Source organism: Paenibacillus sp. ACRRY, assembly GCF_022346995.1.
In the GTDB taxonomy this organism is placed as follows: Bacteria; Bacillota; Bacilli; order Paenibacillales; family Paenibacillaceae; genus Paenibacillus.
Genome location: NZ_JAKRNM010000002.1, coordinates 193,126 through 215,463 on the forward strand (window position 1 = coordinate 193,126; position 22,338 = coordinate 215,463).

Here is a 22,338-nt window from a genome sequence, read left to right on the forward strand (position 1 = left end):
GAGGAGAGACAGATACATCTCTTCTCCGTTCTTCTTAACACACTATAGAGAAGAGAAAGAAGGGATTGAGGGTGGGTAATAAATCCAAATTGCAGAAAGTGCCGTATGCCTTTGCTTTACCTGCGGTTTTATTGTACGTCATGTTTTTTATCTATCCCAGTATACAGAGCTTTTATTATTCCTTGACGGACTGGAATGGAATCAATCCGGAGTTCAACTTTGTAGGCATGGATAATTTCATGTACCTCTTGGAAGACCTTCGTTTTCGGACTGCTCTTGGGAATACACTTTGGTACGCAGTGGGACTTACATTAGGACAGAGCATACTGGGGCTTTTGCTAGCTCTCTTACTCCACGGCGGTTTTAAAGGTCAAAGTTTTTTTCGATCCATATTCTTCAGTCCACAAATCATGAGTCTGCTCGCAATCGGATATATCTGGGCATACATCTATGATCCAACCACGGGCAGCCTCAATACGATTCTGACTTCCCTGGGCTTGTCTGAATTGGCTATGAACTGGCTGGGCGATATGGATCTCGCCTTATGGTCCATAATCGCTGTAAGCATTTGGCAAGGGGCAGGCTGGTGCATGCTCATTTTTCTAGCCAATCTGCAGTCTGTTCCGAAGGAACTTTATGAAGCCGCATCCATCGACGGAGCAGGAGTGATGAAGCAATTCCTAAACGTGACGTTTCCACTTCTGGGGCCAGCTATAACCATTACCTTAGTTACAGGAATGATCAACGGACTGAAAGCCTTTGACCTGATTATGTCCATGACCAAGGGAGGTCCTGGTTACGTTACGGAAAGTATTAGTACGGTCATGTACGATACAGCGTTTACCCGTAATTTATTCGGGGAGGCTCAGGCTATGGGGGTAGTCATGTTCATTATCATTTTTGTAATTACAATGATTCAGCTCACTTTCTTGAGAAAAAGGGAGGTTGATATCTAATGACAACGACCTCTCGTATACAGGGCTATGTTCGTTGGGCTATCGTCTCTATTTTATCCGTATTCTATCTCTATCCGCTTTATATGTTAGTGGTTCTCTCTTTCAAAACCAATGAACATATGTTTTCCAGTGCATTCGGTCTAAAGGGTGAATTTCATTTTAGTAACTATATTGAAGCTTGGACGAGATCGAACTTTGGGCTAGCTTTTCTTAATAGCAGTTTGATCAGTACCGTTTCAGTTATATTTATTATTTTGTTAGGTGCTATGGCGTCCTATCCGCTGGCGAGGCGAGCTGGCAAGCTGTCGGCATTTTTGAGTTTATTTTTTGTGGCGGGTCTTATTGTTCCTGTGCAGCTTAACTTGATTCCATTGTTTAAAATGATGAATAACCTTCAATTGAATCAATCACAGCTGGGGGTCATTCTGTTATATATATCATTTGGCATGCCGTTAACCATTTTTTTGTTCACCAGTTTCATGCGATCACTGCCATTGGAGCTTGAAGAGGCTGCACAGATTGACGGGTCATCGCCGAGCGGTATCTTTTTCAAAATCTTATTTCCACTTCTCAAACCTGTGGCTGCAAGCGTATTAATCCTTCAATTTCTTCATATCTGGAATGACTTTTTCCTTCCTGTCGTATTTCTGAATACGGATGAACTGCGAACGGTGCAAGTGGCGGTCTATTCATTCGCTGGTCGGTATAGTAACGATTGGGCGCATATGTTCCCGATGGTCGTTATTTGCGTAGCACCAGTCATGTTGCTCTATATTTTCTTGCAGCGCTTCATTATTTCGGGAATTATGTCGGGTGCAGTAAAAGGTTAGACTCATCCAGTGGGAGAAGGAGGATTACGATGATACCCGAATGGGCGAAGGTAAATGTGAAGGTGGATCCAAGAAAGACTTATTTTGTGGATCCTGCTCGTATCGTATGGCAAACGGAGGAAGAAGGCTCCGTCATTACAGAATTTGAGCTGCTTCTGCAAGGTAATGATGGCCAATCGATACATGACTCATCCAACCGAAGAACGTGTGTGCTTCAACATAAAGGTCAAGCTCCTGGCATTTTGCTTGATTTTGGAGTGGAGCTGCATGGAGGTATCCAGATCTGTATTGCTATGGGGGACAATCCGCATAAATCGTCTGCTAGATTTCGTGTCAGATTTGGGGAGTCCGTTATGGAGTGCATGAGTGAGTTAGGCGGTGATATGAACGCAACGAATGATCATGCTACACGAGATGGCGAATTTGAAGTTCGTTATATGGGAGCGGAAAACATAGGGAATTCGGGTTTCCGATTTGCCCGTGTCGACTTCATTGATGCGAACCAAACCGTTCAGGTAATTAGTATTCGCGCTGCTGCAATCCTACATGATCTTGAGTATAAAGGAAGCTTTCGATCCAATGATGAGCTATTAAACCAAATATGGAGCACCGGGGCGTATACGGTACATTTAAACATGCAGGATTACTTGTGGGACGGCATTAAACGAGATCGATTGGTGTGGGCTGGAGACATGCACCCAGAGACTTCAACGATTCAAGCGGTATTCGGCTATCATGAGGTCGTACCCAAAAGCCTTGATTTTATGCGGGAGGAATATCCTTTACCCGAGTGGATGACTACGTTTCCTACTTACTCTATCTGGTGGATTTTGGTTCATCATGACTGGTATATGCATAATGGGGATCTGTCTTACTTAATGGAGCAAAAAGACTATATGACAGGCTTATTGCGTCAATTAACGGGGTGTGTGCGCTCGGATGGAACCGTTGATATTCCAAATCCGTTCCTGGACTGGCCTTCCTCCACCAACCCGGTTGGTGTAAATGCAGGAGTACATGCCTTATTTGTATGGTGTATGGACGTTGGGACCAAGCTCTGTCATTTTTTGGATGATGTAGTAACGGGAGAGCTCTGTAAACAGACAGCACAAAAACTTCGTCAAATCATCCCTGACCCTAATCAAAGCAAACAAGCAGCCTCTTTGCTCGCTCTAGTGGGATTGCTTGAACCTAAAGAGACAAATGAAAAGATGATTGCACCTGAATCACCTAAAGGCTATTCCACTTTTTATGGTTACTACATGCTAAAGGCTCGCGGAGAGGCAGGAGATGTACAAGGAAGTCTAGATAGTATTCGTGCATATTGGGGCGGAATGCTGTCGCTGGGTGCAACAACCTTCTGGGAAGACTTTGATATTGAATGGTTGGAAAATGCAGCGCGTATAGATGAGCTCACGCCAGAAGGCAAGATTGATGTTCACGGTACTTACGGTGGTTATTGCTATCAAGGTTACCGTCACAGCTTGTGTCACGGCTGGGCTTCGGGACCTACAGCGTGGCTTACAGAATATGTACTGGGTGTTCGAATAGAGGAGCCGGGTTGTCGCACACTTCGAATTGTCCCAGATCTAGGGGATCTGGAATGGATCGAGGGTACATTTCCAACGCCTCATGGAATTGTATATGTAAGGCATGAGAAAGGTGCGGATGGAACCATCGATACGGAAGTTAAAGCACCGGAGGGAATTCGTGTCGTTCGGAGCTAGAATTGCTATATCGGGATCGGGGAATCTCTTCGATTCCGATATTAATCCAGATGTTATCCTTCTCAATTTTTGATGGAGGTGAGGCCAGCGGAAATGAAAAAAAGGAGATATGTAGGTTGTTATAAAATGTAAGCGTGTTCAAAGTAGGTGAAAAACAAATTTCATGATAGGATGAGGCATTTCTTATCGGGAAGGGGAACTTATGCGAGCGTTATTAAACTGGAGAAAATGGACCAGCGTGCTTATGGTAGGTGTTCTTATCGTTGCAGGGTTACTTCAGGCAAATCCTGTAGCAGCTTTGGCAGCCGAAGATACGGAGGACTCCTCAGCATCTCAGATAAGCTTGATGAGTGTGGATCCTTCTTTGAGTGTCCAGATGTATAACGCAGACCGTACGGAAAGCACAGGGACATTGCAGCCGATTTTCAAATTAACGAATACAGGGACAGCTACATTACCTCTAGAAAACACAAAGATCAGGTACTATTTTACGAGCAATGGATCAAATGTGCTGAGCTATCGAATTGACTCTTCCAACGCAAGCATTCGTAATTCTGCTCTTGGAACGTTCACAAAGCTTCCGAGTGCTGCAGCCAATGCCGATTATTATTTCGAAGTGGGTTTTGATGAATTTGCCGGCACGCTGGAAGCAGGATCAGCCATAGAATTCGAAGTCACTATTAATAAAAATGTAAGCCAAAGCTTTATCCAAAGTGACGATTACTCCTATAATCCAAGTTCATCCGATTTTGTTGATTGGCCGAAGGTAACCGCCTACTACGGTGGAACTCTAATTTGGGGAGATGAAATCTCCATCTTCGCACCTCCATCCTCGAACTATGCTTTGAATCAAACGGTAACGGCTTCCTCTACCATGGTGGGGACAGGATGGGGGGCAACTAACCTAACAGACGGGGAAGAGAGAAGCATTGATGGCTCAAACATGGGCTGGGTTAGCGAGCCAGGAAATAACCAATGGGTTCAAGTCGACTTGGGTTCAAGCCGTCAATTTAACCGGGTTGATCTCTTTGCCATCAATTGGTTGTCGGATCATCGCGGGAGAAATGGAATTGTTGGAGAAGGGTATCCCGTAGATTTGACGATTGAAGTCTCTACAGATGAGATAAACTGGACCATGGTAAAGACGGTAAATGATATTCTGAGACCCAAAATTTCGCTTAATTCGTATTGGTTTGATTCAGTCGATGCCAGATATGTAAGAATCAATACAACAAAGAACAGACCGATGACCACCTTGTCGGATACAAGGGCAGCCCTCTCTGAAATAGAAGTCTATTATGACAGCTCCTATACCGGGCCGACCGAGTCTCCTACCATACCTGATGAAGGAAGAGCGATTATAAGCCCTGAAGAATTTACAGGCGCCATTCAAAACCCTTTAATGGGAATGGCAACGAAGGATTTTCGAGTTAATCTTGCACAGGAATGGCCATTAGACTACATGCCCTGGGCTTCTTTGGCCATGACTTATATCCCATGGGATGTACTTGAAGATGATGTTGACGATACGATCGACAAGATCGTTCAGTATTCCAACGAAAGATGGAGAGGGAAAGATACCAACGGTAACTGGGTCTCCTATGAAGACTATAATATGAAAGTTATCCCGCGCGTTTACTTGAAGTTCCCGGAAGACCCTTTCTTTGGCCTGGAAGGCAACCATTGGCCTGCAGATATGAGAGCTAACGATTTTACGAGTGACAATTTCGATAAGCGATTAAAGCGATTGATTCAGCGTTTGGGAGCTTTATGGGATAACGATCCCCGAGTTGCTTATGTGCAAATGGGAATATACGGTACATGGGGAGAGCAGCATGGGACAGGTGTGCCTGCTAATATTGACGCGTACTTCCACCAGTATTTTCCGAATAAGAAGGTCGAGGTAAGATATGAGGGACACGATCCGTTTTCCTTTGGGCAATACAATGACTCCATTGCCAACATGAAAACCATTTCAAATTGGAAGAAACAAGAGGTCGGGGGAGAGACAGCCTATGATTATAATGGCGCAGATCTGCTCGGGACCAACCCGCATTTGACGATGATGGAACATGCCAACAACGCCGCGAATATGATTCGAAACGTTCATGCGACCTATCTCACGTGGATCGGGGAGTATACCTACCGTAATGATCCAGGTTATCCTGGATTGCCAGCCTATTACGAAAATAAGGAGCAATTGGACGCCGGTGCAGAAGCGATCCAGAAGGCTTTTGGGTACAGATATGTAATCACGGAATTCAACTATCCGAAGCAGGTCGATCCCGGGCAACCATTTTCCGTACAGTTTAAGGTGAAAAATACGGGAGCAGCTCCGATGTACTATAATTGGCCGGTACAAGTGAGCTTGAAGGATCCTCAAACCAATGAAGTGATTTGGAGCGATACATTCAAGAACGTTGATACACGAGAGTGGCTGCCGGGTGAGGGATATACCGCATGGAATAAGTACCAGACAGGAAATTGGAGTCAATCGGTGCTTGATTATGCGACAGCACCTGAAGTATATACGATAGCGAATTCATTTAATCTGCCATCAGGCATCCCATCGAACAAGGACTATATGATCCAGCTTGCCGTGCTTGATCCGGCTGGCGATGTGCCGAGCTTGCGCTTTGCCATTCAGAACTACAAAAAAGGCGGCTACGCTCCAATGGGTTATATGGGGGTAGGTCAAGAACCGGAAAGCATCACCATCGATCCTTCTTATTTTGACAGCCCTGCGAAGGATATCTCCCTTCGTTATTACAGCGCGAACAGTACAGCGCAAACAGAGCCGGCTCATGTATCTACCGTAACGGTGGCAGGTTCCAATCCGGTTGTCTATGCAGACAGCGGCGAGCCGTTTAATCTGGATCAGTTGAGTATCCAAGTTGAAGATCAATTCGGCCGTGCCCACAATGCGATGGTTGGCATGCCGGTCACCTGGTCCCTCGTTTCTGGACAGTCACATGCCACGATTGCAGGCAATAAGCTAGTTCCGATCAATCAGGGACAAGGTACATTAACAGCTACTTTGAATGGTGTAACCAGCAATGAGTTTCAATTTGTTGTCGAACAGACCTCTGGCACGGGTACGGTAACTGGACAGATCAAGGATAACTTTGGACGGATGGTGCAAGGTGCAGAAGTAAGTGTGGCAATCGAGGAAGAATTATTCACAGGGACAACAGACGCAATCGGCGTGTATAAAATTTTTGATGTGCCAGTAGGAAATGATTATACGGTGACAGTAGACAAAGAAGGGTATGACACAATATCATCTTCAGGAGTAGAAGTGGTCGGAGCTCAATCCACTACTGTAAATATGACAATGCTGATCACCTCAGCAGGGGATTTTAATGATGATTTCACGAATGGCAGCTCGAACTGGATTTCGGGTACCGGAACATGGACGGCAAGCGGCGGGGAATATATTCAGTCCGCTGGGTCCAACAGTACTTCGTGGAGGTATTCATCGGCAATTAAGGATAGAGTCTGGTATGATGCTACCTATGAAGTCGATCTCAAATCGGATAACGGATCCAGCTGGGCTTCCTTTATGTTCAGAAAACAAAATCCAAGTCATTCGGCTAACAACACTGGATATTTTGTATCCTTTACGAGCACGGGAGATGTTCGTTTGCAGAAAGCTGGATCAACCGTTACCACGCTTGCGAGTGTTTCTGCAGCCATGACGAATATGACGGAGTACCACCACATGAAGGTTGTTACTACAGGAAGCAATATTAAAGTATACATTGATGGGCAGGAGACGCCGATCATTGACGTAAATGACTCTACGTATTTGGCCGGATACGCGGGATTAGGTAACGGCGGGGGCAAATGGTTTTACGATAATGTCAGTGTGACACCCATTAGCTAACATTAACCTATCAGCGTGAACAATAGGTAGATGGATCATAAATGTTGAAACAGACGGCTGAAAGTTAATCAAAGCGGTCTGTACATTCCATGGTCCGTCTTTTTTTATTTCTGTATTGTCTTTGATATCAGGACATGTATGTGTTTTACATCCCATTAACAATCTTTTTACATAACAGGAGATGTAAAACTTAAGTCAAATGATGCTTTAATCCAAGTATCGGTGGGATGTAGAGCGCATAAATATCTTTGAAATAGGTGGTAGGTATTACAGTGTTTAGAGTCATGTTCACATGACGATTTTTACATAATTCTTCAGCTTGATCCCATCTATCATGGAATACTCACAAAGCTCTTCCTGTCATCCACAAGAGTGGTGAAAGTTTCCTGAATGGTGAACAAAGTTTGAACTTTGCAAGGAGCTGGAGCGAACCCTGCTTCAATTAAATCTACGTATAAAATGTGAGATAGAGAGAGGATATAATATATGGATACAGCAAAAGAAAGCTTTAATAGAACGTAAACGAATGCAGCTCTATGTAAAATTTTTAATAGGCGCTTTCATTGCGTTGACCCTGCCCTCAAAGTCTCATATATTTACTCCCGGCACTACAACACAGAACGGGTGGAGGGATCAGGTTGTTCAACAAAAAAGGAAAGAAAATGCTTGCTATGCTTACTCTGATACCCCTGGCTACAGGGATGGTCATGGGAGTTTTTCCTGCGCCAATTACTCATGCAGCTGCGGGAGATAACACGCCAGTCAACAGCACGGCTGCAGGCTCATGGCAAACGGGGGATTTGCATGTACATACATTTGAATCGGACGATGCGCAGAATTCGCTGGAGAACGTCCTGGATGCGGGGTTGATACAATATGGGCTGGACTGGATCGCGCTGACGGATCATTTGCGGTTATCCAAGCGGGATCACAACGGAAATGAAATTCCGGGTGGATCCATTCCAATGTCCGTGGGGATGAATGAATATCAGGTACCACAGATCAAGGCACTACAGGAGCAAGGCAAATATGCAGGCAAAACGATCTTCTCCGGCTTCGAATGGGACATGCCGACGCATGAACACGTCGGAGTGGGGATTCTCACAGATGAGCCGAATTCGACCGAAGCTCTGGAAGCTGCCAAAGAATTCGAATATCGGTTTACCAATCGCGATCCGAATCTGTTTGATCAAACAGACGTAGCAGCCTGGGATCAGGAAGGTGGACGTGCCTATACGACACACCAGGATGCTTTAACTGCCATTAACTGGCTGAAAACCAACTATCCAACAACGAGCTATGCGATGATCAACCATCCTTCGCGTGGCAAAAATAAATATACGATTGCGGACTTCCGCGATTTCAACGATCTGGCACCGCAGGTGGTATTCGGTATCGAAGGTATGCTGGGTAACCAGATGGAACCGGATCGCGGCGGGTATAACACAACCTACAATGTATCTAATCCGACGGCAGACGATGGGTACAAATACCGTACATATGGCGGGGTAGACTACATGGTAGCCAAAGTTGGCGGATTGTGGGACGCACTGCTGGGTGAAGGGCGCCACTTCTGGAACTATGGTAACTCGGATTACCATTTCAAGACAATTGGCACGAATTCCAGTGGTTACTTCCCTGGGGAATATGCCAAGACTTACGCGTGGATTGAGGGCAGCGGAATGCAGGCGGTACTGGAGGGCCTTCGTTCAGGAAAATCCTTTTCCGTATTCGGTGATCTGATCAACGCCCTGGATTTCACCGCATCCGGAGCAGGCGCTCAGGCTGAAATGGGTGACGAACTGAACGTGACTCAGGGCGATGAAGTGGAGCTGAAGATCCGTTTCAAGAGTCCAACCACGAGCAACAACTATGAAACACCAATCAACAGCGGCACATCCGCAGGCCAGGTGCCTGTGGTCGATCACGTTGACCTAATCGCAGGGGATGTGACAGGCAAGGCCGAGAAGGGCACAGCCGCATATAACAAGGATACCAATGATTCCACACGCGTGCTGGCTACCTTCACATCGGACGATTGGACGACAGATGCCGAAGGCTACAATGTTATCACATATAAGATCAAAGCGACGGATCAGGATCAGTATTTCCGCCTGCGTGGAACAAATCTGGATATGAACGTTCCGGGCGAGACGGTGAATGGTGAACCACAGCTGGATCCGAAGAACACAACTTCTGATGCAGAAACGCGTTTCAACCAAATTAATGACAGCAACTATCGGGATTTGTGGTTCTACTCCAATCCGATCTTCGTGAACGCGGCACCTTATAGTGATGTGCAGGCGGTAAACGACACAATCCAGGCGATTGATCTGGGAGATCTGAACGCAGTCACTTCCGACCTCACTCTTCCTGTTGAAGGGAAACATGGAGCGACAATTACTTGGTCCAGTTCCAATCCGGAATTGATCGATAATCAAGGCAAGCTGCTGACACAACCGAATAACAATGAACGATTGGAACTGACGGCAACGGTACAACGCGGCAGCGAAACTCAAACGAAAGTTTTCACTGTCATCGTTGAGGGTGCTAATAATCAGGTTCTGGTACTGAAAAGCAATATGACGACCACAGACGGCCAGCCGTACCATACGGATACATGGACGAATCAGTCTGTAATCGTTAGTGTAACCAGCGCGGTTTATGCACCGGCCACTTCGGCGACCATTGAGCTGTCCCGTGATGGAGGTCAAACGTATGACCTTTATACCGAGAATACGCCTCTGGAGATTGCTGAGCCTGGAGAGCACAGCCTGTTGTTCCGAGCTACAGACGATCTGAACAGTGAGTATACTTTACCGGTGGTTGTCAAAATCGACCGCGAAATTCCGGTCATTACACTGCAAGGCAGCAGTCAGATGACACTGAACGTGGGGGATACCTACAGTGAACCTGGAGCATTGGCATCCGACAATGTGGGGATCAGCGGTTCCGTGCAGATGGAAGGCACTGTGAACACACAAGCAGCCGGAATCTATACGATTCGTTATAACGTAAAAGATATCGCTGGCAATGCAGCAGCAGAAGTCACACGTACCATTACGGTACAAGCCAGTTCGAACAATGGCGGTGGATCAGGTGGCGGTAATGGAGGCAGTTCCGGTGGCAATTCCGGAGGAAGCACGCCAAGTGTACCAACAACGCCTACCGTTCCTACAACACCATCCACTCCGGAAACAGGATCGAATTCATCCACTGAAGTGAAGGTTGAAGTGGAAGCGAATCAGCCTATACAGACGGGGATTAAAGACGTGGTAGAATTCAACGCTCCGGCTGGAGCTGTAGTGGAAAAAGATACTATACAGCTGTCCGTGATCGCACAGGACAAACTGCAGAATACAGCTACACTGAACGTGCTGGGTCAAGCGGTACAGATTAGCCGCACAGGCGGACGGACATTGAACCATCAGGCAGAGTTGAGTCTGAATTATTATCCGGCAGGTTTGATAAGTGGAACGAAGCCAGCAATCTATTATTATAACGAAGCTCGTCAGAGCTGGGTTTTTGTCGGTGGGGAAACGAATGCTGCTGGAACCATTACGGCGAATGTGAATCACCTGGGTACCTTTGTTGTGTCCAGTTACACACCTGCGAACTTGACGGATCTAAATGGACACTGGGCATCTGATTATGCGGATCGTCTGATGGGCATGAACGTCATCCAAGGGTATGCAGATGGAACATTCCAACCGTCCAAGGAGATTACAAGAGCTGAGTTTGTCACATTGCTTAGCAAAGCGTTGGCTCTCCAAACGGTAGCGCCTACGACTTCATTTGTAGATGAGGAAGCTGTACCTGCATGGGCGAAGTCCGAGATTGCAGCTGCCGTGCAAGCCGGTATAGTGACAGGCTATGGAGATAATACATTCAAGCCGGATCGCACCATTACCCGTGCCGAGATGGCTGTGATGATGGCAAAAGCATTGAAGTTGAGTGATGTGCAGGCAGGAACGAACGGTGAGAATGCCAAACCAAGCTTCACCGATGCAGCACAAACGCCGGCTTGGGCACAGGAAGCCATGGATGCAGCTGTACAAGCTAATATTATTAATGGGTATACGGACAATACGGTTCGTGCGGAGAATATGACCACCCGTGCGGAAGCAACGGCGATGATTTACAAATTGCTGCTCGCGATGTACCTGTAAAATATAAAGAAATGTGTTGCTCAAAAACAAAGAGAGGAGTGCCATGAAGTGGCGCTCCTCTCTTTTTTAGTTGATTCAATCTTTTATAGCACCAATATGGGAATAAATAAGGCCGGCAGCAGATTCAATACTTTGATATCTGTAATCTTTAGGACGTTCAATCCGGTGCAGAGCGCCAGAATACCACCAATCAACGTGATTTCGTTAATGATGTTGGCCGTCATGTACACGGAGATAAAGTCAGCCGAGAAGAAGACCAGAGCTTCAATGACAAATAAAATAATCGCTGAAAACATGATGCCAAAGCCGAAGGAGGAAGCCAGAATTAAGGCCGTAATGCCCGAGAAAATGGTGTTGATCTGCAAAAACGTGTTATCTCCCTGAAGTGCGCTTTGCAGCGGTCCGAGAATCGGTATCGACCCTAAGCATAATAAAGAGATCGCAACCGTTAATCCTTCGTTCAGTCCATTGGATGAGAAGCGGGTCATGATCTTGGACAAGATCTGGTCGAAATTAATCAGTTGACCGATAATGCCGCCTACCGTAAGAAAAATAACAAACATGACCTGATATTGGCTGGTGGTGATGCTGTTGATGGTTGTGCTAATGCCAATGATGATTGCACTGATCCCGATGACTTGATACAAGATGGCTTTATATCCGTCATTTACAAACTTTTTGGTTATCGCTCCAAGGGTACTTCCGAATACAATGGAAAAGCAATTGACTAATATTCCTAACATGATTTCACTCCTGAATTCACCAAACCGAGTTTAGAACATCGTCTACTTGCTGTATTCTCTTCACAGATGGTGTTTGAATTAGATTTCCTTTGACCATGACCATCCGTACATCGGATAGTGCTTCAATGTTTTCCAGCGGGCTTTGGTCCAGCACGATCAGATCTGCCTGTTTTCCAATATCGACCGTACCTGTAACGTCTTCAATGCCGAGGATCTTCGCGTTGGTTCGGGTCACCATATCGATCAGCTGCTTGTTGTTAAGATTCGTCTGTTTGATGTAATAGTCCATCTCTCTCCACATGTCATAGTGAGTCACATACGACATGGCGGCATCGGTGCCAAGACCGATGGTAATGCCGTTGTCGATGGCCTGCTGGGCACCTTTTAACATGGATGTATACACGAGTCTGGCGTTTTCTTTCACGGTTGCACTCACCTTCGTTACGCTGGTATCGAGCAGAGCAGAGGGATAAGCAGCCAGAAAGGTAGGAATAAGCGCAGTATAGCCGTTTAGGGCATTTGGATTGTTTTTGAACAGGCTGATAATCTCATCATCCATCTCGGAGCCGTGCTCAATGGTATCGACGCCGCCTTTTAATGCGACTCTGACACCTTCCGTGCTTTCCACGTGAGCTGCCACCCGCAACCCGATTTTGTGGGCTTCATCGCAGATCGCGGCAACTTCTTCCACCGTCATCTGCAAACGGCCTGCTTCGCCGACCATTTTGGCATCCGTCACGCCGCCAGTCACGCAGATTTTGATGAGATCCACGCCGTTCTTCACATTGATGCGTACATTCTTTCGAGCTTCCCAAGGGGAGTCCCCAACGAGAGCAAGGAAAGGAGCACCATGTCCTCCCGTTACGCTTAGGAAAAATCCAGAAACAAGCAGATTGGGACCAACGAAATCACCGTTATTAATCTCATCCCGCAATTTTACATCGGTATAGAAGAATTCACCGACACTGCGCATCGTGGTTACGCCTGCGTGGAGTGCGGTCAACGCATTGCGTTTCATTCGTTTTTTTAGAACGTTCTTGCCGAATTTCGTGTTCAGGATCCGATCATATGCGAATTGCAGCATGCCTTCGCTGACAGACAGACTGAATGGCTTACCATCTGCAAAGAGATGAACGTGAGCATTGATTAAGCCAGGCATTACGTATTTTCCCGATAGGTCGATGACCTCATAGTGGTTCGGAATGGCCTGTTCACTTGATTTTCCAATTCCCTGAATCAGCCCTTGCTCATTGACCAGTACAGTCATGTTTTTCTCCAGATTGCGATTAAGGTCTCCATGAATCAGATGGCAGTTCTTTAATGCATAAGCTGTTTTCGTCATTGGGTGTTCCTCCTTGAAATAAGTATAGAATTTAAAATTGAATTAATCATTCATTTTTGAATCAAAAAAATAAGGGGGGTGGATCAGGCATTTTTTTGCGTGCGGACCAAGACGTTTTTTGACCTGATCTGCACGCTGTGCCAGCTAGGCATATAGCTTATTCACTCAAACTCTTCATGCCGTATAACCGGTATACATATAACGCTTCAAAAATCTGCTTGCGGCTGTCCTCGCTCATGTCCCGTTTCAACAAATCCAGGTTCATGTCGATCACATTGTGCGCGAGAATATCGAGCATGATCAGGTTTTCTTCCATTCCGATCTCATAATGCTTGTACTGCTTTTTGAGATAGGCCTTTTTGGTTTCGACCATGGTCTCTACGAGCTCGTTCTTGGCGTTGGTGTAGATCGTTCCTTTGTTCTTTTCGAAAATGATGATGACCTGGTTCCGGTATTTGCGTAATACATCAATCTGTTCCTGTAACAGTGCTGATTTCCTTTCGCTATCCGTTTCCGCCTCGAACAAGTTCTGGTTATCGAAGTGAATGGTATCGACCAGCACTTTTTTTAGATAATTTACCAGATCGGGCGGCACGACTGCGTAGAACAGATCCTTTTTGTTTTTGAAATACGTATAGATATTGCCTACGGAAATATTGATTTCGTTCGCAATATCGCTCATTTTGGCATCGATAAAGCCTTTCTCGTAGAACACCTTCAGCGCTGCGTATTCAATTTCTTTCCTGACTTCGTCTTTCTTGGCTTGCACCATTGAGAACGACTCCTTAATAATGAATGAGTGATTCGTTATTAGGTTATTCTTATTTAGTGGGTTTGTCAACAGGGACGAGAAGATCCTGAAAGATACGTTTCTGCGATCGGGTTGGAATGTCACATGCGCCAAGGGATCTGTGGAATTTTATATCGAAAAAAGTTGTTTCCATCTTTTTTAACATAAATCCATGGTGGTGGTACTGGAGTACCTTTTGCTTTGTACAAGGCTGTGCCCTCGTCACTTAATGTATATCGTTCAAGACTATGTGTATCTTCAAAACTCACTGTTCCTTGGTAAGATAATCTCTTGCCTAGAATTTCTACATTAGGTGCACTTGAAATGATTCTGTTTGCCGTGTTAATCAATCCAATTCTCCCCGAAGACCATATGAATAATTCACTCAGCAATAATAAGCCAACCAAGATGGTGAAGCTTATAATAAGTAGTCGTTTTATTCTCATAATCCTTGACCTCCTTTGAGAACATACTATGGCTAAACATCTCGAGTATCAATAATAATGTTCCCGCTTTCAATTAAGCATTGACTTTCGCGTTGTGTCCCCCTAAACTTCAATTATTAAAATACTTTTAAAAACATTTTTTTGAATGATAAATCAATTGAAAGGAGGGTTGAATTCTAAATGCAGCCTACATCACACAACACCCAGCAGGTGAAGCGAATTAATGTGGAGCTGGTGAAGAACACGCTTAGATCAACGGGCGTGGGAACGAAGTCTTCCCTTGCGAATCTGACAAAACTCAGTGTTGCTACCTGCGGCACGATCCTCAACGAGCTGCTCCAGACGGGAGAGATTATCGATCTGGGCCCGGATGAATCAAGCGGGGGGAGACCTGCGAGCAGATATCAATTCAATGCGGACTATGCCGGCGTGCTATGCGTGTTTATTCGAACAGAGGGCGGTGTTCACTCGATCACGCATCTTCAGGCCAATCTGAATGGCGAGATAAAGGATGAACAGACGCTTGTTCTGGATGAGATAACCGTGGCTACGGTGGAGGATCTGATTGCAGCCTTGATTGAAAAGTACAACAATGTTCAGGCGATCGGGATTGGTATACCGGGGGTGGCCCACAACGGAATGATAGGCATTTGTGATGTGCCAGGTCTGGCAGGTCAGCCGCTGGGGCCGAAGCTCAAGGAGCGATTCGATGACGTGGAAGTTATCATTGACAATGACATGAATCTGACGGTGTACGGACTGTACAACGAGCAGCATTTTGAGGAAAAGAAAAACTTTGCGGTGGTCACTTTTCCAAAAAATCATTTTCCCGGGGCAGGTTTCATCATTGATGGTCACCCTTTGAAAGGGAACACGCATTTTAGCGGAGAGGTATCTTACCTGCCTTTTGGGGTGTCAGCCGAAGAACAGCTTCGGCTGCTGCAAACTCCGGAAGGACTGCATCAGCTGGTGGTCAAAACGCTAGTATCCATCATTGTCATTATTAACCCGGCAGCGATCGTCATTACAGGAGACACGATGGACGCTGGCATGAAGCACAATCTGATCCAGGGTTGCCTGCAAACCATTCCACAGGAGCACATGCCACAAGTCATGATTCAAAATGACACACGACGTGAATATGTTACCGGCCTGGTGGCTGTCACGTTGGAGAGCTTAACCTATCGCATCCAGTTAATTGAGAAAAAGTGGTAGATCATATGTGACGAATCGTTATTTGTCTTATACAACAGGAGGTACTCATTTTGGAGCAGCAAGCAAGTAAAAAGAAGTTTAATAAGATGTATGCCATGCAGCTGGCGACCATCTTTATTGGTTTTATTGTGTTTGGCATATCGGAAAATATTAAAGGCCCGGCGATTCCGCGCATTCAATTCGACTTCAATCTGGACGAGAAGCAGCTCGGAACGTTGTTATCCCTGAACGCATTGGGGTACCTGATCGCTTGTTCATTCACGGCTATCCTTGTCCGCAAATGGGGCATCAAGGCAGTTAGCATCATCTCCTTTGCCTCCATGATTCTCTCGGGTGTGTTCATTTATTTATCCCATACATATCCGCTCTTTGCTTCATCGTATTTCTTCATGTACATCGGTAACGGCATGCTGGAGATTGCGCTGGCGATACTGGGTGCTCGGATTTTTGTGAAGAATACAGGCACAATGATGAACCTGTCCCATTTCTTCTATGGTCTGAGTTCTACCGTAGCTCCGCTGCTGGCAACGGGAGTCATGTCACTGACGGTATTTGGACATGAACTGGACTGGCGCGGCATGTATCTGGTCATGTTGTCCTTGTGTTTATTGCCGATTATTGCGGCAATGCTCAGTACGTTTCCGGGAGATGATCTTCCGCATGAAGACCGGGTTTCTTTGAAAATGCTGACACGTGATCCGGCCATCTGGATGATGGTGCTGATTCTTTCTTTTGGCGTGGTATCCGAACTGGCTGTGGGCGGCTGGCTTGTAAACTTCCTGGAAAAGGCATATACATGGGACACCGTGAAGGCTTCGGGGATGCTGTCTGCATTTTTCCTTAGCTTCTCACTCGGGCGTCTGCTGCTCGGTCCACTTACGGACCGAATTGGTTTCGTGCTTTCATTAATTGTTTTCTCGGCTTACTCAGCTGTATGTACGTTCGCGGCCATCGCGGGCGGTGAGGGGTTGGCGTTCCTGTTTGCCGTGTCTGGTGCAGGTATTGCGATGATCTATCCAACCGTGATGGCATTTATTGCGAAAAGGTATCCAAACGGAAGCGATACCGCCATTACATTTGCGGTTACCCTGATGGGGGTCGGCAGCGTCATTGGTAACTATGCGATTGGTTGGGTTATTGAAGGCGTGAAGAACGCGTATGGTGCAACTACTCCGTTGGGGCTGCTTCGCGGTCTGCAGGCAGGGTATGGGTTTATCGGTTTGTGCGCTGTGATCTGTGCGGCGTCGGGCGTGGTGCTGTTTGTGTATCTGAAACGGAAGCAGGAACTGATTTAGTTATCCTTGTTATGGTATAGGAATCCTCGTTGGAGTTAAACGGGGATTCTTTTATTTATTGATTCTGAGATACATGATGCTATTATTTTAGCTAGCCGTAGAAGAATTATAATTTTTAATTTACAGACGGATGCAATGCAACTTTTGGTGTTTTATAGAGAATATCGCGGGGCGAGGTATAATTGGAGCAACTATCAAACGAAAGGTATGAGATTGACATGACTACAGCCATACTTAGAAAATGGGGAAATAATATCGCAATTTGTATTCCTAACCAAGTACTTAAACGTCTTAATCTGAAGGAAGGTTCGGAAGTTGAGATTTTAGTGACGGCAGACAATGAATTGTTGTTGCGCCCAAAAACCAAACTGACCAATTACAATGAAGAACTGCGCTCTCATCAAAAGACTCTGCTCTCTAAAGTGAAAGAGGATAAACGACATGATGAAATAGACTTTGGCACGGAAGGGAACGAGTTGCTTTGAGTATCCAAATGAGATCCCATACTTAAGTTCACGTCCATCTCAATGACGTGGATTTTTTTTGTTATTATCCCGAAAGGAATTTTCGAACTCTTCTGTTCTTGTTTTACCTAGTTTTAATAAAGCAACGAATTATATTGTTTCGATATAGAATTTGGAATTTATCCGGTGATTAAATGCATTTAGTAGACACTCCTAGTGAAAAGAAAGATTTTAATCCTCTGAAAATGTTTCCCATTTATAGTATGATCATACTATCGATAGCTTCTGCAAACACGTACTCTATCATTTCTGAGGCTATCGGATAAGGTCGGGTCATCACGAACGAGCACGAAGACCACCCTATACATAAAGCAAAGGGGATAGAGACATGGCAGTCACCTCAAATCTAGAACAGATTCGCATTATCGAATACGATCACTCTTACGCTGCCGCACTCGCAGATATGTGGAACCGCAGCAATGAAAGCTGGGGAGGCGGTACGAACCAGAGAACGGAGGATACCGTGCGCCGGGAGATGGAGAGTTCGTCCAATTTGCATGTGTTTCTCGCGGTTCATGAGCATGAAGTGGTTGGCTTTTGCAGCTTTGCCCACTACCGTTTCGATGAAGGTGCGCTGTATGTACCGTTATTGAACGTGCGTCCCGATTATCATGGCCATAAGGTCGGCCGCAATCTGATCCTGAACGCCGTTCGCAAAACCGTGGAAGCGGGGTGGCCCCGCCTCGATCTATTCACGTGGGCAGGCAATACCAAGGCCGTGCCGATGTACAAGAAGTGCGGTTTCTTCTGGGAGAAAAAAGAGGACAATGTGCACCTGATGAACTTCATCCCGACCGTCTTGCAGACCGAGGCGCTCGCTCCATACTTCGAGGTGCTGGATTGGTATACCGACAGTACGCGTGAACTCGTCATTGAGCCGGATGGCCGGCGTGAGTGTGGCTTTGATTTCTTTGATTACACTTGGAAAAAGGGAGACATCTCTCTGCGCGCCGAGTTTGAGAAGTCCGGTCGAGGCTTGACCGCGCTCGAAACGCCAGATTACGAAATCTCGACAGAGATGGACGACCATGATCTGGTGTTTGGCTCCATATACAAGGTTCGCTACCGAATCAAGAACTGCTCAGCATCTGAGCTGACGTTCGAAATCAAGGGGCAGGACAACAAAAATATTCGCTTTGCTCTGGACACCACAAGAGAAGTGGCTCCGGGAGAGGCGATCATTGTGGAAGGCGAGTTCCATCTGGACCCGGTCACAGAGGAACAGAACCTGATGAAGACCCACCCTGTTGTCGCCAGCACATGGCTGATTGGCGGCAGGAAAGCGGAATTCCGTATAGGCGTTGCACCGAAGTTTCCAGCCAAGCTGAACCTGGTGCTGCCCGTGAAGGAACTGTACACAGGCGTCCCGGCAGAGCTGGTTCTGAACGTGGAGAACAATTATGATGCCGACGCCGAGTTTGCTTTTGACCTGCCTGAGGATGAATTCCTGGAATGGACAGAGCCTTCGGTACGTGTTACCGTGCCTGCGAAGGGTAAAGCTTCGATACCTGTATCCTTTATCCTACGCTCGTATGGACTTTATTCGAGGCAGGTGGAAGTGACAGCTGTTCCGGCAGGTCACCAGCCAGTCGTTTTCACAAGTAAACTCTCCGTCCTGATGAAGGGGACCCAAGGGCGTTATGGAGGAGAGCACGGGGATCAATGGGTAGCTGTGAATGGCGCATTCTCCCTTCATATGAGCAGACAAGATAATACGATGTGGATCGAATATCCGGGCTCTCACCACACATTCTGGTGGACCTATCCGAAGCTGGGTAAGCCGTTTGCCGAGGAGTTTTCCAAGAAACAAGCCAGAGAAGTCAACATCTATCCCGAAGGGGACCGTCAGGTTCTTGAAGCTCTCTATGAATCGGAGGACTTTCCTGGGTTGCAGATCAAGTCTGTGGTCCATTTGTTTGCCAGCGGCATTGCGGAATTTAACCACGAAATAATCAATACGCGCAGTACAGAGCTGGAAGAGAATATGAGTTTGATGACCAACTTCGGATTCTACGGCAATCGGCTAATTCTGCCATATCAAGGTCGGTATGTGGACATGGGTGATACGTACTCTAGTGATCCGGGCCATTGGGATAGTGCACAAATCACGGAGAATTGGCTTTTCTGCAAGGAAGCGTATGGAGCATGTGGTATCTATTGGGACCCTTCGATGAAGCTGCTTCGTCCAGAATATACATTGGGGCTGGAACATGAGCTTGGACGGATGCCGGCAGGGGCTGTTGTGCAGACCAAGAAGACTGTATTTGCGTTGAACACCTTTGTTAAATGGCAGGATTTCCGTTCTTTTGCACGTAAAGAGCCCGATCTGATTGTACCTGTGCTGGATGAACATCTCGAACTGGCTCTGGGTAATGGCAATCCGTTTGCCGGAGGAAAGCTGCAGGCAGAATTGGTAGAGCGAAAAATGATACCACTAGCCGGAAATCTGGAGCTGTATGCGCAGAACGGTGGTGCATCAGAGTTTAAAGTTGCAGATATGGAATTAAACCGGGAGCAGGACCTTCGCTCTGTACAGTTGGAGTTCTCCCCTGAGGAAACCGTGGCAGAGGAAAACAGTGAACATGGCTGGAAGATTCGAGCCGTATATCGCGGAGAGGATCGGATTCAGGAACGGACCGCTCTCTGGTTTCCGAAGACGCAATCCGCGGTTAACTGTGTGATTGAAGAAGGGCAGGCAGGTCCGGTGTACACGGTGAGCAATGGAGTTCTCACGATCGCAGCAGCACCCGGGTTCGGAAGTGTTGTGCATTCCTTAACGTATCAGGGTGAGGAATGGCTGGACAGTTCGTATCCGGAAGCTGCTCCGCGTTCCTGGTGGAATCCTTGGTACGGCGGGCTTGGTGTGGGAATCCCCGGCATGAATGGTTTCAGCCGTCAGCAGGAGCACCGAAGTGCAGAGTGGACGGAGCAGAAGGATGATCACGGAAACGTCTGGACAGGAATCTGCATGACGACCCGGATCGAGAAGCAGGAAGCGAATCGGGGGATCACGCTACAACAGCGTTACCTTATGCTGCCTGGCGTGCCAGTTCTCTGCTCGCTGCATTCGGTGACGAACGAGACCGGATGGATGCTGGCGGACTACTCGCTTACGGAAGATCATTTCTTCAAGCCGTCACCCATCTTTGCCGAAGGTTGGGTGGAACATCCCGAGCAAGGACGGTTCTCCTTAGGGAAAGTGGATGCAGGTCTTCAATTGAAGGGACTCTTGCGAATAGGTGCGGTTACGCGTAAAAACATGCTTCATGCCGTAGATGGCTATCCCAATCATAATCCGTCGGTATATGTGAACAACCAGGTACTCAGCCACAATGTGCATCAACATCTTCCGGTAGCCAACGGGGAAACAGTCTGGATGAAACCAACTTATCTGGTCTTAGGGCAGATTCCTCTGCATGCGGAAGATGTCCGTAGCCTGTTGAAGCTATCCTTTGGGAACACGACTGTTGAAAAGGAGAACACGCATGCCGATCATTGATATTCACATTCATCTGTCTGACATTGACAGCTTCCATCGAACGGCGATCGATCTGTCCCGGGTCGATTACTCTGCCGCTGGCCTCAAGGCAGAGTTTGACAAGAACGACGTTATTCTCGGTATTGGCATGGGAGTAACCGAGCAGACCAAGGGAGCCTTTCCGGACTCCAGTTCACCGAACCCGATGGGACTTGATCTGGAAGAAACGGTTCCGCCCTTTCTGATGGAATGCGTAGGCGTCAATCCGAACCGGCTTGGTGGTGAACACGCGCAGGAAGAACTGGACCGCATTGAAGCAAGGCTGCAGGCTCCCGAGGTAGCGGGTATCAAGCTGTACGCGGGGTACTATCATTACTATGTCCATGACAAGATTTATACTCCGATCTATGAGCTGGCAGCCAAGTACAATATTCCCGTCGTGATTCATACGGGGGACACCTACTCCATGAATGGATTGCTGAAGTATGCCCATCCGCTGACTGTGGATGAGCTAGCATATCAACAGCGCGGGGTGAACTTTATGATCTGCCATTTGGGTGACCCCTGGGTGATGGATGCCGCCGAAGTGGTGGCAAAGAATCCTAACGTATATGCCGATTTGTCCGGCCTTGTGGTGGGTGATCGTCCCCATTTTGAACGGTTCATGAATGAACCGCTGTTCATGGACCATTTCCGCCGGGCGCTGGTATATTCCGATCACTATGAGAAAATGCTCTTCGGAACCGACTGGCCGCTTGCGCCGATCGATCTGTATGCCGAATTCATCCGCAGGCTTGTGCCAGAGCAGCATCATGAGAAGGTGTTCTATGAGAATGCTTTCCGTTTATTTCCGCGCATAGAGCAGCGAATTGCACAGCTGGGTTAAGAAGAAAGGTTCAAGGAATATATTTATAAGATGATAAATATTCGGAATATG

General features: G+C 46.8%; 14 protein-coding genes. 10 read left to right on the forward strand and 4 right to left on the reverse strand.

The features are described 5' to 3' along the window. Window positions 1–98: 98 nt before the first annotated feature. From MH144_RS10125 to MH144_RS10145, 5 genes are all read left to right on the forward strand, one after another. Window positions 99–956, forward strand: coding sequence for a carbohydrate ABC transporter permease (locus MH144_RS10125; RefSeq protein ID WP_239300576.1), 858 nt, complete (start codon window positions 99–101; stop codon window positions 954–956). After that, on the forward strand, window positions 956–1,786 hold the full coding sequence (locus tag MH144_RS10130; RefSeq protein ID WP_239299522.1) for a carbohydrate ABC transporter permease: 831 nt from the start codon (window positions 956–958) through the stop codon (window positions 1,784–1,786). The genes MH144_RS10125 and MH144_RS10130 overlap by 1 nt, the downstream gene beginning before the upstream one ends. A 29-nt stretch (window positions 1,787–1,815) precedes the next feature. Further along, window positions 1,816–3,513, forward strand: a complete 1,698-nt coding sequence (locus tag MH144_RS10135; RefSeq protein ID WP_239299523.1) for an alpha-L-rhamnosidase-related protein — start codon at window positions 1,816–1,818, stop codon at window positions 3,511–3,513. Between the two features lie 202 nt (window positions 3,514–3,715). After that, the gene (locus MH144_RS10140) at window positions 3,716–7,399 is read left to right on the forward strand and encodes a DUF4832 domain-containing protein (RefSeq protein WP_239299524.1); all 3,684 of its coding nucleotides are present in this window, start codon (window positions 3,716–3,718) and stop codon (window positions 7,397–7,399) included. Between the two features lie 638 nt (window positions 7,400–8,037). Continuing rightward, entirely contained in the window at window positions 8,038–11,568 is a 3,531-nt protein-coding gene (locus tag MH144_RS10145; protein ID WP_239299525.1) for an S-layer homology domain-containing protein, read from the forward strand. 83 nt (window positions 11,569–11,651) lie between these two features. Here MH144_RS10145 and MH144_RS10150 read toward each other — a convergent pair whose 3' ends face one another. The 4 genes from MH144_RS10150 to MH144_RS10165 form a co-directional block, all read right to left on the reverse strand. Further along, on the reverse strand, window positions 11,652–12,311 hold the full coding sequence (locus MH144_RS10150) for a DUF554 family protein (protein ID WP_239299527.1): 660 nt from the start codon (window positions 12,309–12,311) through the stop codon (window positions 11,652–11,654). Window positions 12,312–12,327: 16 nt separating this feature from the next. Continuing rightward, the gene (locus MH144_RS10155) at window positions 12,328–13,653 is read right to left on the reverse strand and encodes a metal-dependent hydrolase family protein (protein WP_239299529.1); all 1,326 of its coding nucleotides are present in this window, start codon (window positions 13,651–13,653) and stop codon (window positions 12,328–12,330) included. A gap of 157 nt (window positions 13,654–13,810) precedes the next feature. Further along, window positions 13,811–14,425, reverse strand: a complete 615-nt coding sequence (locus tag MH144_RS10160; protein WP_239299531.1) for a TetR/AcrR family transcriptional regulator — start codon at window positions 14,423–14,425, stop codon at window positions 13,811–13,813. Window positions 14,426–14,544: 119 nt separating this feature from the next. Further along, window positions 14,545–14,889, reverse strand: coding sequence for a hypothetical protein (locus tag MH144_RS10165; protein ID WP_239299533.1), 345 nt, complete (start codon window positions 14,887–14,889; stop codon window positions 14,545–14,547). A 180-nt stretch (window positions 14,890–15,069) separates the two neighbouring features. Here MH144_RS10165 and MH144_RS10170 point away from each other — a divergent pair, with 180 nt between their 5' ends. The 5 genes from MH144_RS10170 (at window position 15,070) to MH144_RS10190 (ending at window position 22,287) form a co-directional block, all read left to right on the forward strand. Beyond that, complete coding sequence (locus MH144_RS10170; protein WP_239299535.1) at window positions 15,070–16,104, forward strand: ROK family protein; 1,035 nt, start codon at window positions 15,070–15,072, stop codon at window positions 16,102–16,104. A gap of 86 nt (window positions 16,105–16,190) precedes the next feature. Next, window positions 16,191–17,399 (forward strand): MFS transporter, encoded by a 1,209-nt coding sequence (locus MH144_RS10175; protein WP_239300586.1) that lies wholly within the window; start codon window positions 16,191–16,193, stop codon window positions 17,397–17,399. Between the two features lie 218 nt (window positions 17,400–17,617). Next, window positions 17,618–17,884 (forward strand): AbrB/MazE/SpoVT family DNA-binding domain-containing protein, encoded by a 267-nt coding sequence (locus MH144_RS10180; RefSeq protein ID WP_239299536.1) that lies wholly within the window; start codon window positions 17,618–17,620, stop codon window positions 17,882–17,884. A gap of 367 nt (window positions 17,885–18,251) precedes the next feature. Further along, window positions 18,252–21,422, forward strand: a complete 3,171-nt coding sequence (locus tag MH144_RS10185) for a GNAT family N-acetyltransferase (RefSeq protein ID WP_239299537.1) — start codon at window positions 18,252–18,254, stop codon at window positions 21,420–21,422. Beyond that, a complete protein-coding gene (locus tag MH144_RS10190) occupies window positions 21,409–22,287 on the forward strand; it encodes an amidohydrolase family protein (RefSeq protein ID WP_239299538.1) in 879 nt (292 codons plus the stop codon). Before MH144_RS10185 ends, MH144_RS10190 begins: the two co-directional genes overlap by 14 nt. Window positions 22,288–22,338: the final 51 nt, after the last annotated feature.